Here is a 19,025-nt window from a genome sequence, read left to right as displayed (position 1 = left end):
ATAGGGAGAAGAACTTCTCCTCTCCCTACCATTGTACACTACTATCTCTTTATTTTGAAACAGATTTAACGTACTCTTGTACAAATGCTAAAGCTTCTTCGACTTGAGCTGGGTTTTTACCACCTGCTTGTGCCATATCAGGACGGCCACCACCGCCACCGCCGCAACGAGAAGCTACTTCTTTCACAAGTTTACCAGCATGGTAACCTTGGCTAATTAAGTCTTTCGTTACACCTGCTAGGATGTTTACTTTATCGTCATTAACAGACGCTAATACAACAACTGCTGACTCTAATTTATTTTTTAGATCATCCATCATCGTACGTAAGTTGTTCATATCTGCAACATTTACTTTCGCTGCTAATACATTCACACCATCAACTGTCATTACAGAATCAGTTAAGTTTCCAGCTTCAATATTGCTTAATTTCGCAGCAAGAGATTCGTTTTCTTTTTGAAGTTGTTTCACTTCAGCAAATAGACCATCAACTCTTGTTAAAATATCTTTCGGATTTGTTTTCATTTTTCCTGCTGCTTCTTTTAATAAACCTACTTGATCGTTCATTAATTCGTATGCAGACTTACCAGTTACCGCCTCAATACGACGAGTTCCTGCACCGATACCAGACTCAGCAACGATTTTGAAAATACCGATAGAAGCTGTATTATCAACGTGACAACCACCGCAAAGCTCTAAGCTGTAATCGCCAACTTGTACAACGCGTACAACATCACCGTATTTTTCACCGAATAATGCCATTGCGCCCATTTCTTTTGCTTCTCCGATTGATTTTTGAGAAATCTCAACGTTAATACTTTCCCAAATTTTCTCGTTTACCATACGCTCAATTTTTTCTAATTCGTCAGCTTGCACTTGACCGAAGTGAGAGAAGTCAAAGCGTAGACGTTCAGAAGTTACAAGAGAACCTGCTTGATTAACATGCGTTCCAAGTACGTCTTTTAATGCTTGGTGTAGTAAGTGAGTTGCTGTATGATTTTTCACAACGCTACTACGGTTTTTCGTATCGATAACAGCTTTCACAGCTGCATCTTTCGTTAACGTGCCTTCTTCCACAGCTACTTTGTGTAAGTTTTGACCATTTGGTGCTTTTTGTACGTCTTTTACAAGAACTTTCACGCCGTCAGCAAGAAGGTAACCACGGTCAGCAATTTGTCCACCGCTCTCAGCGTAGAATGGTGTTACGTCAAGAATTAACTGTCCTTCTTCCCCTGCTTGTAAGCTATCTGTGTACTCACCGTTTTTCACAAGTGCAACAACGTTACTTTCCGTTGCAACTGTACCGTAACCAACGAACTCACTCGCTACTTTAACTTCTCCAAGTACACCGCCTTGAACTTGCATTGAGTCAACGTCTTGACGAGCAGCACGTGCACGCTCACGTTGTTTTTCCATTTCATTTTCGAAGCCTTCTTGGTCAACTGTCATACCAGCTTCTTCTGCATATTCTTCTGTTAATTCGATTGGGAAACCGTATGTGTCATATAGACGGAACGCATCTACTCCAGAAATAACAGTTGTTTTTTCTTCTTTTGCTTTTGCAATAACTTCAGCTAAAATTGCTTCACCATCATGAAGTGTTTCATGGAAACGCTCTTCTTCATTTTTCACAACTTTCGCAATGAAATCTTTCTTTTCAAGTACTTCTGGATAGAAGTCTTTCATTACTTCTCCAACAACCGGTACCAATTCAAACATGAATGGACGGTTAATGTTTAATTTCTTCGAATAACGAACAGCGCGGCGTAATAAGCGACGTAATACATAACCACGACCTTCGTTAGATGGAAGAGCACCGTCACCAACAGCGAATGTTACTGTACGGATATGGTCAGCAATTACTTTGAATGCCATATCTTTTTCTAAATCGCCATTACGATATTTCTCACCAGAAATTGATTCTGTTGCACCAATCATCGGCATGAATAGGTCTGTATCAAAGTTTGTAGGCACATCTTGAACGATAGATGTCATACGTTCTAGACCCATCCCTGTATCAATGTTTTTCTTAGGAAGTGGTGTATATGAACCGTCTGGATTATGGTTAAATTGAGAGAATACAAGGTTCCATACTTCTAAGTAACGCTCGTTCTCTCCGCCTGGATATAATTCTGGGTCACTAAAGTCATTACCGTAAGCTTCCCCGCGGTCATAGAAAATCTCTGTATTCGGTCCACTTGGTCCTTCACCAATATCCCAGAAGTTTTCTTCTAAGCGGATAATACGCTCTTTTGGAACGCCCATTTTTTCATTCCAAATTGTGAATGCTTCTTCATCTTCTGGATGGATTGTAACTGATAGTAATTCTTTATCGAATCCGATCCATTTGTCGCTCGTTAAGAATTCCCAAGCCCATGTAATTGCTTCTTCTTTGAAGTAATCACCGATTGAGAAGTTTCCTAACATTTCAAAGAATGTATGGTGACGAGCTGTTTTCCCTACGTTTTCAATATCGTTTGTACGAATTGATTTTTGAGCATTTGTAATACGTGGATTTTGTGGGATTACACGTCCATCAAAATATTTTTTTAATGTAGCTACACCACTATTAATCCATAGAAGAGATGGATCTTCATGTGGAACTAGTGATGCACTAGGTTCTACTGCATGTCCTTTTTCTTGGAAAAAGTCTAAAAACATTTGACGAATTTGTGCGCCTGTTAGTTGTTTCATTGTATTTTCCTCCTTAAATATAAAAAACTCCCGTCCCTATAAAAGGGACGAGAGTTAACTCGCGATACCACCCTAATTATGAATTGATTACAATAACAATCAATTCATCACCTCATGGTGCCGTAACGTGGCAAGACGGCAGTGATTAGCTGCTCTCAGGATTAGCTTTCTGTTACCCTTCATTTAAAGCTTCTTTCAGCCATATGGAAGCTTCTCTCTATAAATGGACTGTAACGTACTTGTTCCGTCATTGATTTAATGTATTATATGACTAAATATAATAGAATTCTCTTAAGTTTGTCAATGTAGATAATCATTTATATTGTATTAATTGCTTATTTATCATAGGTATTCTACTATTCATTCTTAACAGCCTTTTCATATATTATGCGTTTATTAACAAATCGGAATCTCCTTACAAGAATAATTTATAAAAAATTATAAATATTACCTTTTTTGCTATAATTAAATTATTGTTAATAAAATAAAGGAGCGATCACAATGACAACCTTACTTAGCAAAGCTAAAAACATATTAGCGACTAACGAAACAATATTACTTTACGCAGCATGTTCATTAGACATATTTATTTATCGTTCCGTCGCGAGACCAGGCCTATTGATTTTAACGAACAAAAGGCTATTCTTTTATGGACCAGATGTAAGTAACAATCCAATATTTGAAGAGTACTCTTTCGCAAAAATTTCTAATCTAAAAGAACAAAAGCGTCTTTTCAACAATCAAATTGTATTTATGTATGATAACGAATGGAAAAAAATAAAACATATTCAAACAAATGATGTGAGCTCCCTCGTTCAAAAGATACACGAGCAGATTTCTAAATAAATATACGATTAGCCCTCTATTTCTTACATAGAGGGCTTCTATACTTACACATCTTCTTTTTTCAAGAGAGGCTTCACATGAACAATGACGGTGCGAATAACTGCTAAGATGGGAACCGATATTAGTAACCCTACAATACCAGCTACTTCCCCTCCAACTAGTAATGCAAGCATAATAATAACGGGATGCATACGAAGTGACTTACCAACAATGTAAGGCGATAAAATGTTACTTTCCACAAATTGCAAAATAGCAATCGTAATACCCGCCTTAATAAGTAAGCTCGTTGATACTGTTGCTGCAATCATTAACGTCGGGATCGCTCCTAAAATAGGGCCGAAGTACGGGATTATATCCGTTACCCCAATAATAATACCAAGCAATAATGGATATTTCATACCGATAAACCAAAAAGAAAGAGCTGATACTCCCCCTAATACCAAACAAACAAATAACTGTCCTCGAATATAACTTCCAAGTGACTTATCAATTTCTTTCGCAAGCATTTGCCCCGTACCTCGCCATTTACTTGGGACTAGTTTCCAAAAGATATGATAAAACTCACCATAATCTTTTAATATGTAAAATACAATGAACGGTATTAAGAAAATAATGAGCAATGAATCGAGTACACCACGAGCTGTACTCATCACTTTATTTAAAAGCGCTTGAATCTTCGTTTCCACACCCACAAAAAGTTGTTTCACCTTTTCATGAATGAACGAAGGGAAATTCGCTGTTTGTTCTGTAACGCCATCCATCCACGAATCGTACATCTTTGTAAACTGCGGAAATTGTTCATTAATCTCTTGTAACTGTTTAATAACGACTGGCGTTCCTTTATAAATCCCATAACCAATTCCGCCAAAGAAAAGGATATAAATAAGCAAAATGGCAAGTGTACGGGGCATCCCTTCCTTATGGATTTTTTCAATTAAAGGATGCAATAAATACGCAATAAAACAAGCGATAAGAAATGGCGTGATTGCTACTTTAAATACAAAAATAATCGGTGCCCATAGTGGCTTAATTTTTAAAAAGACGAGCAAACAAAGAAAAACAAGTAATAATAATCCTAAACGATATATCCAAATGATTTTAAGATTCTTCACATGAAAAACCTCCTCCACCTTTATTTTGAAAATAAATGGGGTAGGTTATGTGCGAAACTTTTAAAATCTTTTCATACGGACCATACTGTTTTTTAAAGACGTACATATAAATAACATAACAAGGACAACCACCCCTGAGAATACAGCATGAATTAATATAATCAGGAGGGCTAATTATGGTTTTGTTTATGCTTGGATTATCAGCACTTTTTATGATTCTTGAATGGATTTGTATCGGGTTTGGTATTTGGAAGGGGTTCTTTATTCGTTCCTCACGTAAAGAAAAAGCGAAGCAATTATGGCAGTATGGAATACTCGGCGTTGGCTGCTACGGTCTATCTTATCTTTTCTCAGAAATCGGACTTTTTTATTTGCATATGAGCGCATAAAAAAACTCCCTCGTCAATAAGGGAGTTTTTCACTTTATCGAAATGATTATAAGTAAGACTTAATCATCTTACGTGCTTTTTTCATATTGCGTTTTGAAAATACATCTTGCTTACGAGCATATTGATATGCTGCAGCTCCAACACCTAATGCGATTAATGAATTGCGTAGATTCAAAGTAAATCCCCCTTTTCGTTATCCGATCGTTCTTTCATTCTCATCAAATAAATCATCAAGAGAGCTTAATGAACCATCTTCCTCAACTTGATGCGTATGGATTTTCCCCTTTGAAACCGATAATTCGATATAACAATTCCAGCAATAAAATTGGTTGACACCTATTTTTCCAATGTCTTTCCCTTTGCAATTTGGACAAATGAACATATGGCTTTCATCTCCTTACAGACTCCCAGATTCTATTCGCCATTATGTCCAAACTGCATTCGTTTATACATCGCTGGAGCCTTTCAACGCTATGCGTTTGAAAGTTTCACTATATAATTTCACCTTGTTACATGAAATCATACGGTGAAATGTTTTCCACGTCCATTTCTTCGCCATTAACTGTGACCATCTGTACTTCTCCTTGTGATTCCTGCAAGCGACTAGCCAAAGTTGTTTGACGCATTGCATCATCAAGGCGATTTACACCGGATTTGAAAGCTGCTTCCTCCCCGCAAATAATAAGGAACTTCTTACTTCTTGTAATGCCCGTGTAAATTAAATTACGACGTAACATACGGTTGTAACTTTTCACGATCGGCATAATAACAATCGGAAATTCACTACCTTGTGATTTATGAATGGAACAACAATATGCATGCGTAATTTGATTTAAATCGGGCTTTGTATACGTTACCTCAATTCCATCAAATGAAACGATAATCATATCTTGTTGCTCAACGTTTTCTTTCGCATAAAACACCGAAACAATTTCTCCAATATCACCATTAAACACCTGGCTCTCTGGCTGATTAACGAGTTGCAGTACTTTATCGCCTCTTCGGTATACAACATCACCGTAAGCAATTTCTTTACTCTTTTCCCTCTTCGGATTAAATACTTGTTGCAATGCTTCGTTTAATACATTAATACCAGCAGGCCCGCGGTACATCGGCGCTAATACTTGGACATCCCTTGCACTAAATCCTTTTGTTTTAGCATTTTCACAAACTTTTTTCACAACCTCAACAATTTGAGCCCCTGTACAGCTGATAAATGAACGATCTTTTTTATTTTGTGCTAAATCTGGCGGGAGCGTGCCGTCTTTGATTGCATGGGCAAGTTGAATAACAGATGAGCCTTCTGCTTGACGATAAATTTCAGTAAGCTTCACTGTCGGAACTGCGCCTGCATTTAATAAATCTTTTAATACTTGTCCAGGTCCTACAGATGGCAACTGATCTTCATCACCTACAACGATAACTTGAATGTTCGTCGGTAGCGACTTAAATAGCTGATTCGCAAGCCAAATATCAACCATTGAAAATTCATCAATAATAAGGAGCTTACCTTGGACAGGATCCGTTTCATTACGCTGGAAAGATCCTTCTGGCGTCCAGCCAAGCAAACGGTGAATTGTGCAAGCTGGAAGTCCTGTCGATTCACTCATCCGCTTCGCTGCTCTTCCTGTTGGAGCTGTTAATAGTATTGGAAATGGATTATCATCACTGTATTCATTCGGATTTAACGATAATCCGTGAAGTGACGCATACATTTCAACAATCCCTTTAATAACAGTTGTTTTCCCCGTTCCTGGTCCACCTGTTAATAACATCATTGGCTTATGAAGTGCCGTTTGAATCGCTTCTTGCTGAAACGGTGCATACTGCACGTTTAACTGTTCTTCAATTTCACCTAATGTTTTTAACACTTCTGCTTCAGGAAATGAAGGTGTTTCCTCTTGATTCATCAATCGACGAATAGACTTTACAACACCTTTTTCAGAGTAGAATAAAGTTGCTAAATACACTCGTTCTTCTTCTATGATGACTTTCCCTTCACTTTGCATCGTTTCAATACAACCTATAATATCTTCCTCAGTCACTCTTCCTTCTTGATTGTTTAAAAGTGACATCGTTTCTCTTACAAGTTGATCTTTCCTCATATAAACGTGACCAAGTTGCAATGAGACATTCTCTAATGTGTAAAAACATCCCGCTCGTACACGGTCGTCGTGATTACCCGATATTCCTAACGCACGCCCTATATCATCCGCTCGTCCAAAACCAATCCCGTCCACTTCTTCAATAAGTTGATACGGATTATTACGAATCACTTCTAATGTCATCTCTTTATATTGCTGGTAAATCTTAATAGAAAGTTTCGTTCCAAAACCGTAACCATTTAAAAAGCTCATTACTTTCTCTAATCCTTGATGTTCAACAATTGTCTCATATATTTCCTGAGCCTTTTGTTTGTTAACAACACCATTTAACGCCTCAGGGTCATCCATAATTTTAGAAATAGCATGTTCCCCGAGATGATCCACAATTTTTTCCGCTGTACGCTTTCCTATCCCTTTAAATAAATCACTCGCTAAATATTGCACCATACCTGCTTTTGTTTGCGGCAATTCTTTTTTAAATGTTTCAACCATATATTGTTTTCCATACTTTGGATGGTCCTTAAAGTGACCTGTCAATGTAAACACTTCATCTTCATGCATGCGGGGAAAATGACCGTTTATCATTACTTTCTTTTCGTCATATGTTTCATTCGTTTCAATGACTTTCATACTGACAACGGAATAGAGGTTTTCTTCGTTGTGGAAAATGGTATGAAGAACTTGCGCTTTTATAAACTTTTTCTCTTCCTCAAACAAATCCATTGCATGTTGATTTCCCATCTTTCCTCTCCTTTCCGATATTTTCACTTTAATGAGCAGTACATCCCCCACCTCTTTAGATGAGGGATAACTACCCATTAAACTATATTTTTATCTTATTCAGCTTCTTGCTCTAATAAACGAACGCCATTACCCGCTAAAAAGTGATCTGGCTGAATTTCAGTTGCTTTCTTAAATAAAGCGAGAGCCTTCTCATTATTTTCCTCAAATACGTACGCAACACCTAAATTGTAATACGCATCTGCATGCTCTTCATCCATTTCTAATACCTTTTCAAAATAAGGTTTCGCCTCTTGAATGTGTTCTAGTCGAGCGAAGCAAAGTCCGCACTGGAATACAGCTTCCACATCGTTTTCATCTAATTCTGTTGCTCTTTGTAAGAATGGTAGTGCAAGACGATCATTTCCAAGCTGTACATGTGTGATACCTAACATAAATGTTACATCAGCTGATTGTAATCCAGCTTGCATTGCTTGTTCAAATACAGCTTTCGCCTCAGTAAATTGCTCTTGGCCATAATATACATTTCCTAAACCATAATAGGCAGCTGCAGATTTATCATCTAACTCTAGTGCACGTTTATAAAATAAAATCGCTCGTTCGCTATCACCTAATACGTCTAATAAATTTGCAAAATTAATGTATCCAAGCGCATCTTTCGGATTTTCTTCGATTGCTTCTGTAAAATTTTTAGCTGCTTCTTCCCAATTTCCTTCTTGCATATATTGAATACCTGTTTCAAGTTTGTTTGACATGTCCTTCACCTCTACAACAAATTATAACAAAGAATGTATTTTCCAAGCGAACGAAAATTCGCTTTATGTAAAAGAAACCTCTAACCGCTAATCGGCAGAGGCTTCTCATTTATCCTAAATAATCCAATTTCTTACCACTACGGTATACTTCATCAATTGTAGCACCGCCTAAGCACTCATCTCCATCATAGAACACAACTGCTTGTCCTGGTGTAATTGCACGAATTGGCTCATCACAAAGAATACGAACTGTATTTTCATCAACGATTTGAACCGTTACTTTATTGTCTTCTTGACGATAACGGAATTTCGCCGTGCACTTAAATTCTGTTTCTTTTACTTTGTTACTTACCCATCCTACATTCATAGCAATAACTTCATCACCATATAGAAGTTCGTTATGGAATCCTTGATCAACATATAAAATGTTTTCTTTCAAGTTTTTCCCAACAGCAAACCACGGATCACCGTTACCACCAATTCCAAGTCCATGACGTTGTCCAATTGTATAGTACATTAAACCGTCATGCTTTCCTTTCACTTCACCAGATAATGTTTGCATTACACCTGGTTGCGCTGGTAAGTAGTTACTTAAGAAATCTTTAAAGTTACGCTCACCAATGAAGCAAATACCTGTACTATCTTTTTTCGCCGCTGTCGCTAAGCCAGCTTCTTTCGCCATTTCACGAATTTGCGGTTTCTTTAATTCACCTAACGGGAACATTGTTTTTGATAATTGCTCTTGGCTTAATTGATTTAAGAAGTATGTTTGATCTTTATTGTCATCAACGCCGCGAAGCATTTTATATTCGCCGTCCATATAAGCAACGCGTGCATAATGGCCTGTTGCTACATAATCAGCACCAAGCGCAATTGCATGCTCTAAAAATGCTTTAAATTTAATTTCTTTATTACACATTACATCTGGATTTGGTGTACGACCAGCTCGGTACTCATCTAAGAAGTACGTAAATACTTTATCCCAGTATTGTTTTTCAAAGTTTACTGCATAATACGGAATACCGATTTGGTTACACACTTCAATTACATCATTGTAATCTTCAGTTGCTGTGCAGACACCATTCTCATCTGTATCATCCCAGTTTTTCATAAAAATTCCGATTACATCATAACCTTGCTCTTTTAATAAAAGTGCTGCTACAGATGAATCGACGCCACCGGACATTCCGATGACAACGCGTGTTTCGTGAGGTAGTTTGTTCATCATGTCACCTCCCATGCTAATTTTGTGTTAATCGCTTCACGATTTTCACTGTTTCGTACGCCGCTTTTTCAATTTGCTCTTTCGTATTTCCAAGCCCAAAACTAAAGCGTACGGATGAACGTATTTGATCGGAGTCTTTTCCAAACATCGCTACTAATACATGTGATGGATCAATCGAACCAGCTGTACAAGCAGAACCACTTGATACTGCAATGCCAGCTAGGTCTAAGTTCACAAGAAACGGTTCAATGTTCATTCCTGTAAAACTTACATTAAGCACATGCGGTAAGCGATGTTCTAAGTTTCCGTTTACCTCGAAAGTAATGCCTTCATTTTTGAAGACAGATACCATTATATCTTTAAACTCTTCATATTGGGCATTTTTTTGCTCACGAGTTTTTTCAGCAATAAGAATTGCATGCTGAAGCCCAGCAATACTAGGCACATTTTCCGTACCAGCACGGCGTTTTCTTTCTTGCTCTCCGCCTATTAATAACGGCTCAAATTTCACATTTGCACCAGCGTATAAGAACCCTACACCTTTTGGTCCGTTAATTTTATGGGCTGAAATGGATAATAAATCAATACCAAACTCTTTCACATCAATTTCTACCAAACCATAAGCTTGTACCGCATCTGTATGGAAATAAGCTTGATGCTCCTTTAGTAGCTTTCCTATTTCTACAATTGGTTGCATTGTCCCTACTTCATTATTCCCAAACATAACAGATACAAGAATCGTCTCTTCGGTTAATGCCTTTTGTATGTCAGAAACTTGAATGCGCCCTGTTTCATCGACAGGTAAATATGTCACTTCAAACCCTTCACGCTCTAACAATTCGCACGTATGCAAAATCGCATGATGTTCAATTTGCGTCGTTATAATGTGATTACCTTTATGACGGTTCGCACGTGCTACACCTATAAGCGCTAAATTATCAGCTTCTGTACCACCGCTCGTAAATATAATTTCATTCGGATTCGCATGAATACTGCGTGCACACACTCGTCTCGCCTCATCTACTGTGTGACGAGTTTGACGTCCATAAAAGTGAATACTAGACGGGTTCCCGAATATTTCTGTCATATATGGAATCATCTTTTCGACCACTTCTGGGTGAGTCGGAGATGTCGCAGCATGATCTAAGTAAATGCGTTCCATTAAATCTCCTTCTTTCCAAATCGTTTCACAAGGAATTAAATGTAAAACATATAGCCCCCGTGATTTTCTTCCTCATAACGTACTAAATCTTCTAACGTTGTACTATCTAACACTTCTTGCACCGCATCACGAACACGCATCCATAACTGGCGCTGTGCTGGCTCTTCTTCTTCTATCATTTCTACAACACTAATCGGTCCCTCTAATACACGGATCACATCCCCAGCTGTAATGTTAGCTGGTTGATCAGATAATACATATCCGCCATATGCACCTCGCGTACTCTTCACTAGACGAGCGTTACGAAGTGGTGAAATTAATTGCTCTAAGTAATGCTCCGATAAGTCATGCGCCTGCGCAATTGATTTTAATGAAATCGGACCTTCACCAAACTTTTTTGCAAGATCGATCATAATTGTTAAGCCATAGCGGCCCTTTGTTGAAATCTTCATCTATTTTGCACCTCTTTTCAAATTTTCACTTCTATTGGTTATATCTTATTTATAAAAAGAACACAATTTAAAATCCTATGAAATTATAGCATAATATAGTATTATAAGAAATTTCAACTTGTGTATCAAAATGATAACATAAAATCACATTGAAAAACTCGGGAATTATTACAATTGAAAGAAAAATGAAAATATTCATCTTCATTTTTCCCATAAAACAGCATACTATTTCAAATTCCGTAGAAAAAAATGATACGATAGAACGAGATTATATGTTAAGGGAGACGGTCTAAATGAAACAACCACTCGCACATCGAATGCGCCCTACAAATATTCAAGAAATTATTGGGCAACAGCATTTAGTTGGTGAAGGAAAGATTTTATGGCGAATGGTCCAAGCAAATCATTTTCAATCTATGATTTTATACGGTCCTCCAGGTACAGGAAAAACATCCATTGCCAGTGCAATTGCAGGAAGTACCGGTACCCCGTTTCGTCTATTAAACGCTGTTACTCACAATAAAAAAGATATGGAAGTTGTCGTACAAGAAGCGAAGATGCATCGACACCTCGTTTTAATTTTAGATGAAGTTCACCGTCTAGATAAAGCAAAGCAAGACTTTCTATTACCTCATTTAGAAAGCGGACTTCTTACTTTAATTGGTGCAACGACAAGTAATCCATTCCATGCAATAAACTCCGCTATTCGAAGCAGATGTCAAATTTTCGAATTACACGCACTAACAGAAGATGATATTTTAATTGGGTTAAAAAGAGCTTTAGAAGATAAAGAAAAAGGCCTTGGAGAATATGCTGTAACGATAACAGATGAAGCACTACATCACTTTACAAACGCCTCTGGTGGTGATATGCGTTCCGCTTATAACGCACTTGAGCTTGCTGTATTATCCAGCTTTACTACAGACGATCAAGCGGCTGAAATCACACTCGAGATTGCAGAAGAATGCTTACAAAAGAAGAGCTTCGTTCACGACAAAGGCGGCGATGCTCATTATGACGTATTATCAGCATTTCAAAAATCAGTGCGCGGAAGTGATGTAAATGCAGCGCTCCATTATTTAGCACGCCTTATTGAAGCAGGTGATTTACAAAGTATTGGCAGACGCCTTCTTATTATGGCTTATGAAGATATTGGACTTGCTAGCCCACAAGCTGGACCGCGTACACTAGCTGCAATTGAATCAGCTGAACGAGTCGGATTCCCAGAAGCACGCATCCCACTTGCAAATGCCGTTATCGAGCTATGCTTATCACCAAAATCAAATTCAGCTTATAAAGCACTGGATGCTGCACTACATGATTTACGTAACGATCAAACAGGTGATATTCCAAGCCATTTAAAAGATAGTCATTACAAAGGCGCAGAATCACTTGGAAGAGGCATTGGATATTTATATCCACACGACCATCCAAACGGCTGGGTAAGGCAACAATACTTACCTGATAAAATAAAAAACAAGCAATATTATAAACCGAAAACGACAGGAAAATTTGAGCAAGCACTTTCTACTGTTTATGAAAGATTACAAACTTCGAATAAAACGAAAAATAAAGGGTAACATAAACGAAAACGTCACCATTATGGAGGCTTCGCTTATGAAAACACGTCAAGATGCATGGACAAAAGAAGATGATCTCCTTTTAGCAGAAACTGTTTTACGACATATTCGCAGCGGAAGTACACAAATAAAAGCATTTGATGAAGTCGGCGATGCGTTGAACCGCACTTCAGCAGCTTGTGGCTTTAGATGGAATGCTGAAGTACGAGCGAATTACGAAGATGCAGTGCAGATTGCAAAAAAACAACGTAAAGAATTAAAACGTTCTGAAGCTAAAATAGAAAAAGATCAGTTCACGAAAACGAAACAACTCGTAATCGATGCTGAGTTTTCAGAAGATATTACGCCAAGTAAACAGGAACTTACAATGCAAAATGTCATCTCATTTTTGCAAAACATGGAACATAATAACCCTTCAATCGCAAAGTTGCAAACTGAAAATGATGTATTACAAAATCAGCTCACTTCCCTACAAAAAACGAATAATGAACTTGAAGCAAAATTAGCGGTACTCACAAAAAAACAACAAGCAATCGAAGAAGATTACGCGATGCTTGTTAGAATTATGGATCGTGCTCGAAAACTTGTTTCAGTCGAAGAGCAAGAAGATCAAATTGCCCCGATTTTCAAAACCGATCAAAACGGGAATTTAGATATTATTTATTCTGCAGAGAATTAAAAACAAGGATGTCACTTAGTTAAAAAAGTGACATCCTTGTTTGTTTTCGGTGAACCATATATATCGGTAATTGAAATTATATCAACGATTTTTCAAATATATCTATCGTAACTTGCAATATATCAACGATTTTTCAAATATATCTATCACAACTTGCAATATATCAACGATTCGACAAAGGATATCGATTTAACGACAAAGATTGACAATAACATTCCTCCCTGTCATACAAAGAAACGCCCAAAATAGATTGGGTAAATATAATCATTACTTACTAGCCTTGCTCACATTTGAACTAGTAGTAATGCAAATATTTTTATTTCTTTAATACATATAAAAAAGCATATATCCAAAATGGATATATGCTTTCACTTTATTCTTGCCCCACACGTTTCACTTCTACGTTTTTAATACGTTCACGTACAACGTGACTTGCCATAATTAAGCCTGCCACAGATGGTACGAATGCATTTGATGAAGGTGGTAATTTCGCTTTACGAATTTTTGCATTTTCGTCTGGTACGATCTCTTTACGTACTTCTTCACGAATTACGATTGGATTCTCGTCAGAGAAGACAACTTTTACACCTTTTTTAATACCCTCTTTACGAAGCTTCGTACGAATTACTTTCGCAATTGGATCTGTATGTGTTTTAGAGATATCCGCAATACGGAAACGAGTTGGGTCCATTTTATTTGCTGCACCCATACATGAGATAATTTTAATTTTACGACGTAAACATTGTTTAATTAAATGGATTTTGAACGTAATTGTATCAGATGCATCCACTACGAAATCTAAACCGTGTTTAAAGAACTCTTCATATGTTTCATCTGTATAAAACATTTCTAGTCCAATTACTTCACATTCCGGATTAATGTCTGCAATACGCTCTTTCATTAATTCTACTTTTGAACGTCCTACAGTAGATACTAAAGCATGAATTTGACGGTTTACGTTTGTAATATCTACAACGTCTTTATCAACTAATACGAGACGTCCTACGCCAGAACGTGCTAACGCTTCTGCCGAAAATGACCCTACGCCACCAATTCCTAAAATACCGACTGTACTATTTTTTAATATTTCAAGTCCTTCTTTACCGAAGGCTAATTCATTACGTGAAAATTGATGTAACATTCAGCTCTACACTCCTATTACAAAAATGGTCTACCATGTATTCTAGCGTTTTTCCGACTATTTGTATAGAAAAAGTTATAGAATTCCTAAAAATACATATTTCGAAAATGAAAACATAGTGTACACCGGACTTTTTAAACTTCCCTTTCAATACATGTTTAAAAAGGAGGATTCAGAGGGACGAGCAGCTCGAGGCGCTTATGCCAGGAGGAGCGCAGTGTAGCTTTAACTACTCGAGCACCGGACTAGCGAAGCAACGACGAGATGCGACCTCCATCTGAACCGGACTTTTTTAAACTTCCTCTCCAATACATGTTTAAAAAGGAGGATTCAGAGGGACGAGCAGCTCGAGGCGCTTATGCCAGGAGGAGCGCAGTGTAGCTTTAACTACTCGAGCACCGGACTGGCGAAGTAACGACGAGATGCGACCTCCATCTGAACCGGACTTTTTTAAACTTCCTCTCAAAAAAAGTCTAGACGGTTATAGTATAACCATCTAGACCCTATTCTTACTTCTCTTCTTTCAAGCTTAATTTTAAGTTCAATTCTTCAAGCTGTGCTTCTGCAACTGGGCTTGGAGCTTCTGTTAATAAGCAGCTTGCGCTTGCTGTTTTCGGGAATGCAATTGTATCACGAAGGTTCGTACGGCCTGCAAGTAACATAACAAGACGGTCTAAACCTAATGCGATTCCGCCGTGTGGTGGTGTACCGTATTCGAATGCTTCTAATAAGAATCCGAATTGCTCTTGCGCTTCTTCTTGTGAGAATCCAAGTGCTTTGAACATTTTTTCTTGTACGTCACGCTCGTAAATACGAAGTGATCCGCCACCAAGCTCATAACCGTTTAATACAAGGTCATATGCTTGTGCACGTGCTTTTTCTGGTGCTGTTTCTAGTAGCTCAACATCTTCACGGAATGGCATTGTGAATGGGTGGTGAGCTGCGAAGTAACGATCTGCATCTTCATCGTACTCAAGTAGTGGCCAATCAGTTACCCATAGGAAGTTAAATTTACTTTCGTCAATTAACTCAAGCTCTTTACCTAGACGTAAACGAAGTGCGCCTAAGCTATCTGCAACAACGCTCTTCTTATCTGCTACAAATAGTAATAAGTCGCCAGCAGTAGCTTCTAATGTAGTCATTAACACGTTTGCATCTTCTTCACCGAAGAATTTCGCAATCGGTCCTTTTAGGCCGTCTTCTTCAACTTTAAGCCAAGCTAGACCTTTTGCACCGTATACTTTCACAAATTCAGTTAATGCATCGATGTCTTTACGAGAGTATTTACTTGCAGCACCTTTTGCATTAATTGCTTTTACTTGTCCGCCGCTTTCTACAGCACTTGTAAACACTTTAAATCCACAACCTGCTGCAAACTCAGATAAGTCTGTTAGTTCCATTTCAAAGCGTGTATCTGGCTTATCAGAACCGTAGCGAGCCATTGCATCAGCATATTTCATACGAGGGAATGGTGCACTAACTTCTACACCTTTTGCATCCTTCATAACTTTCGTCATCATACGCTCCATCATATCTAAAATTTCATCTTGTGTTAAGAATGAAGCTTCGATATCGATTTGCGTGAATTCTGGTTGACGATCCGCACGTAAATCTTCGTCACGGAAACAACGTGCTACTTGATAGTAACGCTCAAATCCGCCGACCATAAGAAGCTGTTTAAATAACTGTGGTGACTGTGGTAATGCATAGAATTCACCATCATGTACACGACTTGGTACTAAATAGTCACGAGCTCCTTCTGGCGTGCTTTTCGTTAAAATTGGTGTTTCGACTTCTAAAAACTCTTCTGTATCTAAGAAATTACGAATTGTTTTTGTTACGTCGTGACGCATTTTGAATGTGTTGAACATTACAGGACGACGTAAGTCTAAATAACGATATTTTAAACGCACATCTTCTGATGCATCTGTATCATCAGCAATGATAATTGGCGTTGTTTTCGCTGCATTTAGTACATTTACTTTTGTTGCTTGTACTTCAATACGACCAGTTGCCATATTGTCATTAATTGCGCCTTCACCACGTTCAACAACTGTACCTTCTACGTGTAATACGTATTCACTACGAATTGTTTCTGCTACTTCTAACGCTTCTTTTGATGTTTCTGGGTTAAATACAACTTGTACGATACCTGTGCGGTCACGTAAATCGATAAAGATTAATCCACCTAAGTCACGGCGTTTTTGTACCCAACCTTTTAATTGAACTGTTTGTCCAACAGCTTCTACTGTTACTTTTCCACATGCATGTGTTCTTTCAGCCACTGTAAGTTCCCCCTATATTAATTTCTCTGCTACGTATGAAGCAAATACATCTAACGCTACTTCTTCTTGTTCACCTGTTGCCATATCTTTTAAGTTAATGATACCTTTATCCAGCTCATCTTCTCCTAATACAGCTACAAATTTCGCCTTTAGACGATCTGCTGATTTAAATTGTGCTTTCATTTTGCGATCTAAATAATCTTTTTCAACTGACAATCCAGCTTTACGAAGATTGAACGCAACTTTTGCAGCATGGTCTTTCGCTTTTTCACCGAGCGCTACAACGTAACAATCAATGCTATGTTCAAGTGGTAATTCAATATTTTCAGCTTTTAGCGCCATAATTAAACGTTCAATACTCATTGCAAAACCGATACCTGGCATTTCTGGTCCACCGATTTCTTGTACAAGTCCGTTATAACGGCCACCACCGCTTAATGTAGTGATCGCACCGAAACCTTCTGCCTCACTCATAATTTCAAAAACAGTGTGTTGATAGTAGTCTAAACCACGTACTAAGTTCGGATCTTTTTCAAATGGAACATCCATCATCGTTAATAGTTCTTGAACTTTGTCGTAGTATACTGCTGAATCTTCGTTTAAGTATTCTGTAATAGATGGTGCTGTTCCCATTAATTCATGGTTACGGTCTTTCTTACAGTCTAAAATTCGAAGTGGGTTCTTTTCTAAGCGAGATTGACAGTCAGAGCAGAATTCGCCGATACGTGGCTCAAAGTGTGCGATTAATGCATCACGGTGTGCTTGACGGCTCGCTGCATCACCTAAACTGTTTAATACAACTTTAATATTTTTTAAGCCCATGCCGCGGTAAAATTCAACAGCAAGTGCAATTACTTCTGCATCAATTGCAGGATCATTACTGCCGATTGCTTCGATACCGAATTGTACGAATTGACGATAGCGACCTGCTTGTGGTCTTTCATAACGGAACATTTGACCGATATAGTATAATTTCGTTGGTTGTGTTGCATCACCAAACATTTTATTTTCAACGTAAGAACGTACAACAGGTGCAGTACCTTCTGGACGTAATGTTAAGCTGCGCTCTCCACGATCTTGGAATGAGTACATTTCTTTTTGTACGATATCTGTCGTATCACCAACACCACGTAAAAATAGCTCCGTGTGCTCAAAAATTGGTGTACGAATTTCTTTATAATTGTAACGACGGCAAATTTCGCGTGCTTGCCCTTCGATATACTGCCATAACTCAACAGTGCCGGGAAGAATATCTTGCGTTCCGCGTGGGATTTGAATAGACATATTCAGTTCCTCCTCAAATTGTTTTAATCTTAATAAAAATAAAAAAACTCCCGCCTCTACTGTTTAAACAGTAGGGACGAGAGTATTATACCCGTGGTGCCACCCTAATTGAAGCACGTATGCTTCCACTTTTTTAATAACGCTTAAATATGCGTTCATCCCTACTAAGCATATATGCCGTTCAAGTTGAAACCTCTAGAGTGTCATTCAATCAGTCATCATGCAGAAATGTTTTCAGCCTAAGACATTCCTTCTCTTTCCATGTGTGTCTCATTTACTCTTCTCTATCAACGGTTATATTCATATGTAAATATAAAATTACTATACGTTTGTTAAGTAGGATTGTCAAGTGCTCTAAGAACGTTCAATCTGCTTCTTTAGACGCTTTACATCTTGAAGAGAAATCCCAAACTCGGAAGCAAGCTCCATTGAAGTATTGTTTTGCTCTTTTGAAATAAAATCATGAAAATTCACGTTAAATAGTTGATTTGCACCATTTGTAACAGAATGCCCTTTTTCATTCATGCGCATACGTATATCCCTCACATTCAATATGGATGTTTTACTTTTTATTGTT

At 37.9% G+C, this 19,025-nt stretch carries 17 protein-coding genes and 2 other annotated features; of the genes, 4 read left to right on the top strand and 13 right to left on the bottom strand.

Features of this window, described 5'->3' with window-relative positions:
* Positions 1 to 49: 49 nt before the first annotated feature.
* A complete protein-coding gene (alaS, locus tag MHI28_RS25210; protein ID WP_000811809.1) occupies positions 50 to 2,692 on the bottom strand; it encodes an alanine--tRNA ligase in 2,643 nt (880 codons plus the stop codon).
* Positions 2,693 to 2,732: 40 nt separating this feature from the next.
* Positions 2,733 to 2,952 (bottom strand) — a binding site (T-box leader).
* Positions 2,953 to 3,193: 241 nt separating this feature from the next.
* Between alaS and MHI28_RS25205 the strand changes: the two genes are divergently transcribed.
* Positions 3,194 to 3,538 carry a PH domain-containing protein gene (locus tag MHI28_RS25205; protein WP_000209589.1) on the top strand — a complete coding sequence of 115 codons (345 nt, stop codon included), beginning with the start codon at positions 3,194 to 3,196 and terminating at the stop codon, positions 3,536 to 3,538.
* 44 nt (positions 3,539 to 3,582) lie between these two features.
* Here MHI28_RS25205 and MHI28_RS25200 read toward each other — a convergent pair whose 3' ends face one another.
* Positions 3,583 to 4,650, bottom strand: coding sequence for an AI-2E family transporter (locus MHI28_RS25200; protein ID WP_000793127.1), 1,068 nt, complete (start codon positions 4,648 to 4,650; stop codon positions 3,583 to 3,585).
* 176 nt (positions 4,651 to 4,826) lie between these two features.
* Here MHI28_RS25200 and MHI28_RS25195 point away from each other — a divergent pair, with 176 nt between their 5' ends.
* Complete coding sequence (locus MHI28_RS25195) at positions 4,827 to 5,039, top strand: hypothetical protein (protein ID WP_000242539.1); 213 nt, start codon at positions 4,827 to 4,829, stop codon at positions 5,037 to 5,039.
* 46 nt (positions 5,040 to 5,085) lie between these two features.
* On the opposite strand, the gene MHI28_RS25190 is transcribed toward MHI28_RS25195, so the two are convergent.
* From MHI28_RS25190 to cymR, 7 genes are all read right to left on the bottom strand, one after another.
* On the bottom strand, positions 5,086 to 5,214 hold the full coding sequence (locus MHI28_RS25190) for a YrzQ family protein (protein WP_001053553.1): 129 nt from the start codon (positions 5,212 to 5,214) through the stop codon (positions 5,086 to 5,088).
* Between the two features lie 18 nt (positions 5,215 to 5,232).
* Positions 5,233 to 5,421 carry a hypothetical protein gene (locus MHI28_RS25185; RefSeq protein WP_000469281.1) on the bottom strand — a complete coding sequence of 63 codons (189 nt, stop codon included), beginning with the start codon at positions 5,419 to 5,421 and terminating at the stop codon, positions 5,233 to 5,235.
* A gap of 127 nt (positions 5,422 to 5,548) precedes the next feature.
* Positions 5,549 to 7,885, bottom strand: a complete 2,337-nt coding sequence (gene recD2, locus MHI28_RS25180) for an SF1B family DNA helicase RecD2 (protein ID WP_000528079.1) — start codon at positions 7,883 to 7,885, stop codon at positions 5,549 to 5,551.
* Positions 7,886 to 7,980: 95 nt separating this feature from the next.
* Positions 7,981 to 8,640, bottom strand: a complete 660-nt coding sequence (locus MHI28_RS25175) for a tetratricopeptide repeat protein (RefSeq protein WP_000066406.1) — start codon at positions 8,638 to 8,640, stop codon at positions 7,981 to 7,983.
* 109 nt (positions 8,641 to 8,749) lie between these two features.
* Complete coding sequence (gene mnmA, locus MHI28_RS25170) at positions 8,750 to 9,865, bottom strand: tRNA 2-thiouridine(34) synthase MnmA (RefSeq protein ID WP_001038002.1); 1,116 nt, start codon at positions 9,863 to 9,865, stop codon at positions 8,750 to 8,752.
* A 16-nt stretch (positions 9,866 to 9,881) separates the two neighbouring features.
* Positions 9,882 to 11,027, bottom strand: a complete 1,146-nt coding sequence (locus tag MHI28_RS25165; RefSeq protein WP_000439891.1) for a cysteine desulfurase family protein — start codon at positions 11,025 to 11,027, stop codon at positions 9,882 to 9,884.
* Positions 11,028 to 11,062: 35 nt separating this feature from the next.
* Positions 11,063 to 11,479: a cysteine metabolism transcriptional regulator CymR gene (gene cymR, locus MHI28_RS25160; protein ID WP_000704116.1), complete on the bottom strand. Its 417-nt coding sequence runs from the start codon at positions 11,477 to 11,479 to the stop codon at positions 11,063 to 11,065.
* Positions 11,480 to 11,772: 293 nt separating this feature from the next.
* On the opposite strand from cymR, the gene MHI28_RS25155 reads away from it, so the two are divergent.
* Both MHI28_RS25155 and MHI28_RS25150 read left to right on the top strand, forming a co-directional pair.
* On the top strand, positions 11,773 to 13,059 hold the full coding sequence (locus tag MHI28_RS25155; protein WP_000812913.1) for a replication-associated recombination protein A: 1,287 nt from the start codon (positions 11,773 to 11,775) through the stop codon (positions 13,057 to 13,059).
* A gap of 37 nt (positions 13,060 to 13,096) precedes the next feature.
* The gene (locus tag MHI28_RS25150) at positions 13,097 to 13,738 is read left to right on the top strand and encodes an RsfA family transcriptional regulator (RefSeq protein ID WP_000857697.1); all 642 of its coding nucleotides are present in this window, start codon (positions 13,097 to 13,099) and stop codon (positions 13,736 to 13,738) included.
* Between the two features lie 373 nt (positions 13,739 to 14,111).
* Here the strand turns inward: MHI28_RS25150 and MHI28_RS25145 are convergent, their stop codons facing one another.
* The 4 genes from MHI28_RS25145 to MHI28_RS25130 all read right to left on the bottom strand — a co-directional run bounded on the left by MHI28_RS25145 (position 14,112) and on the right by MHI28_RS25130 (position 18,979).
* On the bottom strand, positions 14,112 to 14,879 hold the full coding sequence (locus tag MHI28_RS25145; RefSeq protein ID WP_000903182.1) for a tRNA threonylcarbamoyladenosine dehydratase: 768 nt from the start codon (positions 14,877 to 14,879) through the stop codon (positions 14,112 to 14,114).
* A 509-nt stretch (positions 14,880 to 15,388) separates the two neighbouring features.
* Complete coding sequence (gene aspS / locus MHI28_RS25140; protein WP_000840901.1) at positions 15,389 to 17,164, bottom strand: aspartate--tRNA ligase; 1,776 nt, start codon at positions 17,162 to 17,164, stop codon at positions 15,389 to 15,391.
* 12 nt (positions 17,165 to 17,176) lie between these two features.
* Positions 17,177 to 18,448: a histidine--tRNA ligase gene (hisS, locus tag MHI28_RS25135; protein ID WP_000027086.1), complete on the bottom strand. Its 1,272-nt coding sequence runs from the start codon at positions 18,446 to 18,448 to the stop codon at positions 17,177 to 17,179.
* Positions 18,449 to 18,517: 69 nt separating this feature from the next.
* Positions 18,518 to 18,748 (bottom strand) — a binding site (T-box leader).
* A gap of 54 nt (positions 18,749 to 18,802) precedes the next feature.
* The gene (locus MHI28_RS25130) at positions 18,803 to 18,979 is read right to left on the bottom strand and encodes a hypothetical protein (RefSeq protein ID WP_001242605.1); all 177 of its coding nucleotides are present in this window, start codon (positions 18,977 to 18,979) and stop codon (positions 18,803 to 18,805) included.
* Between the last annotated feature and the right edge of the window lie 46 nt (positions 18,980 to 19,025).

Origin of the sequence: Bacillus sp. FSL K6-0268, assembly GCF_038005425.1 — a bacterium.
Lineage (GTDB): Bacteria > Bacillota > Bacilli > Bacillales > Bacillaceae_G > Bacillus_A > Bacillus_A thuringiensis_S.
Note: the sequence above shows the minus strand (reverse complement) of the source record. Positions and strands in the feature narration are given on the sequence as shown.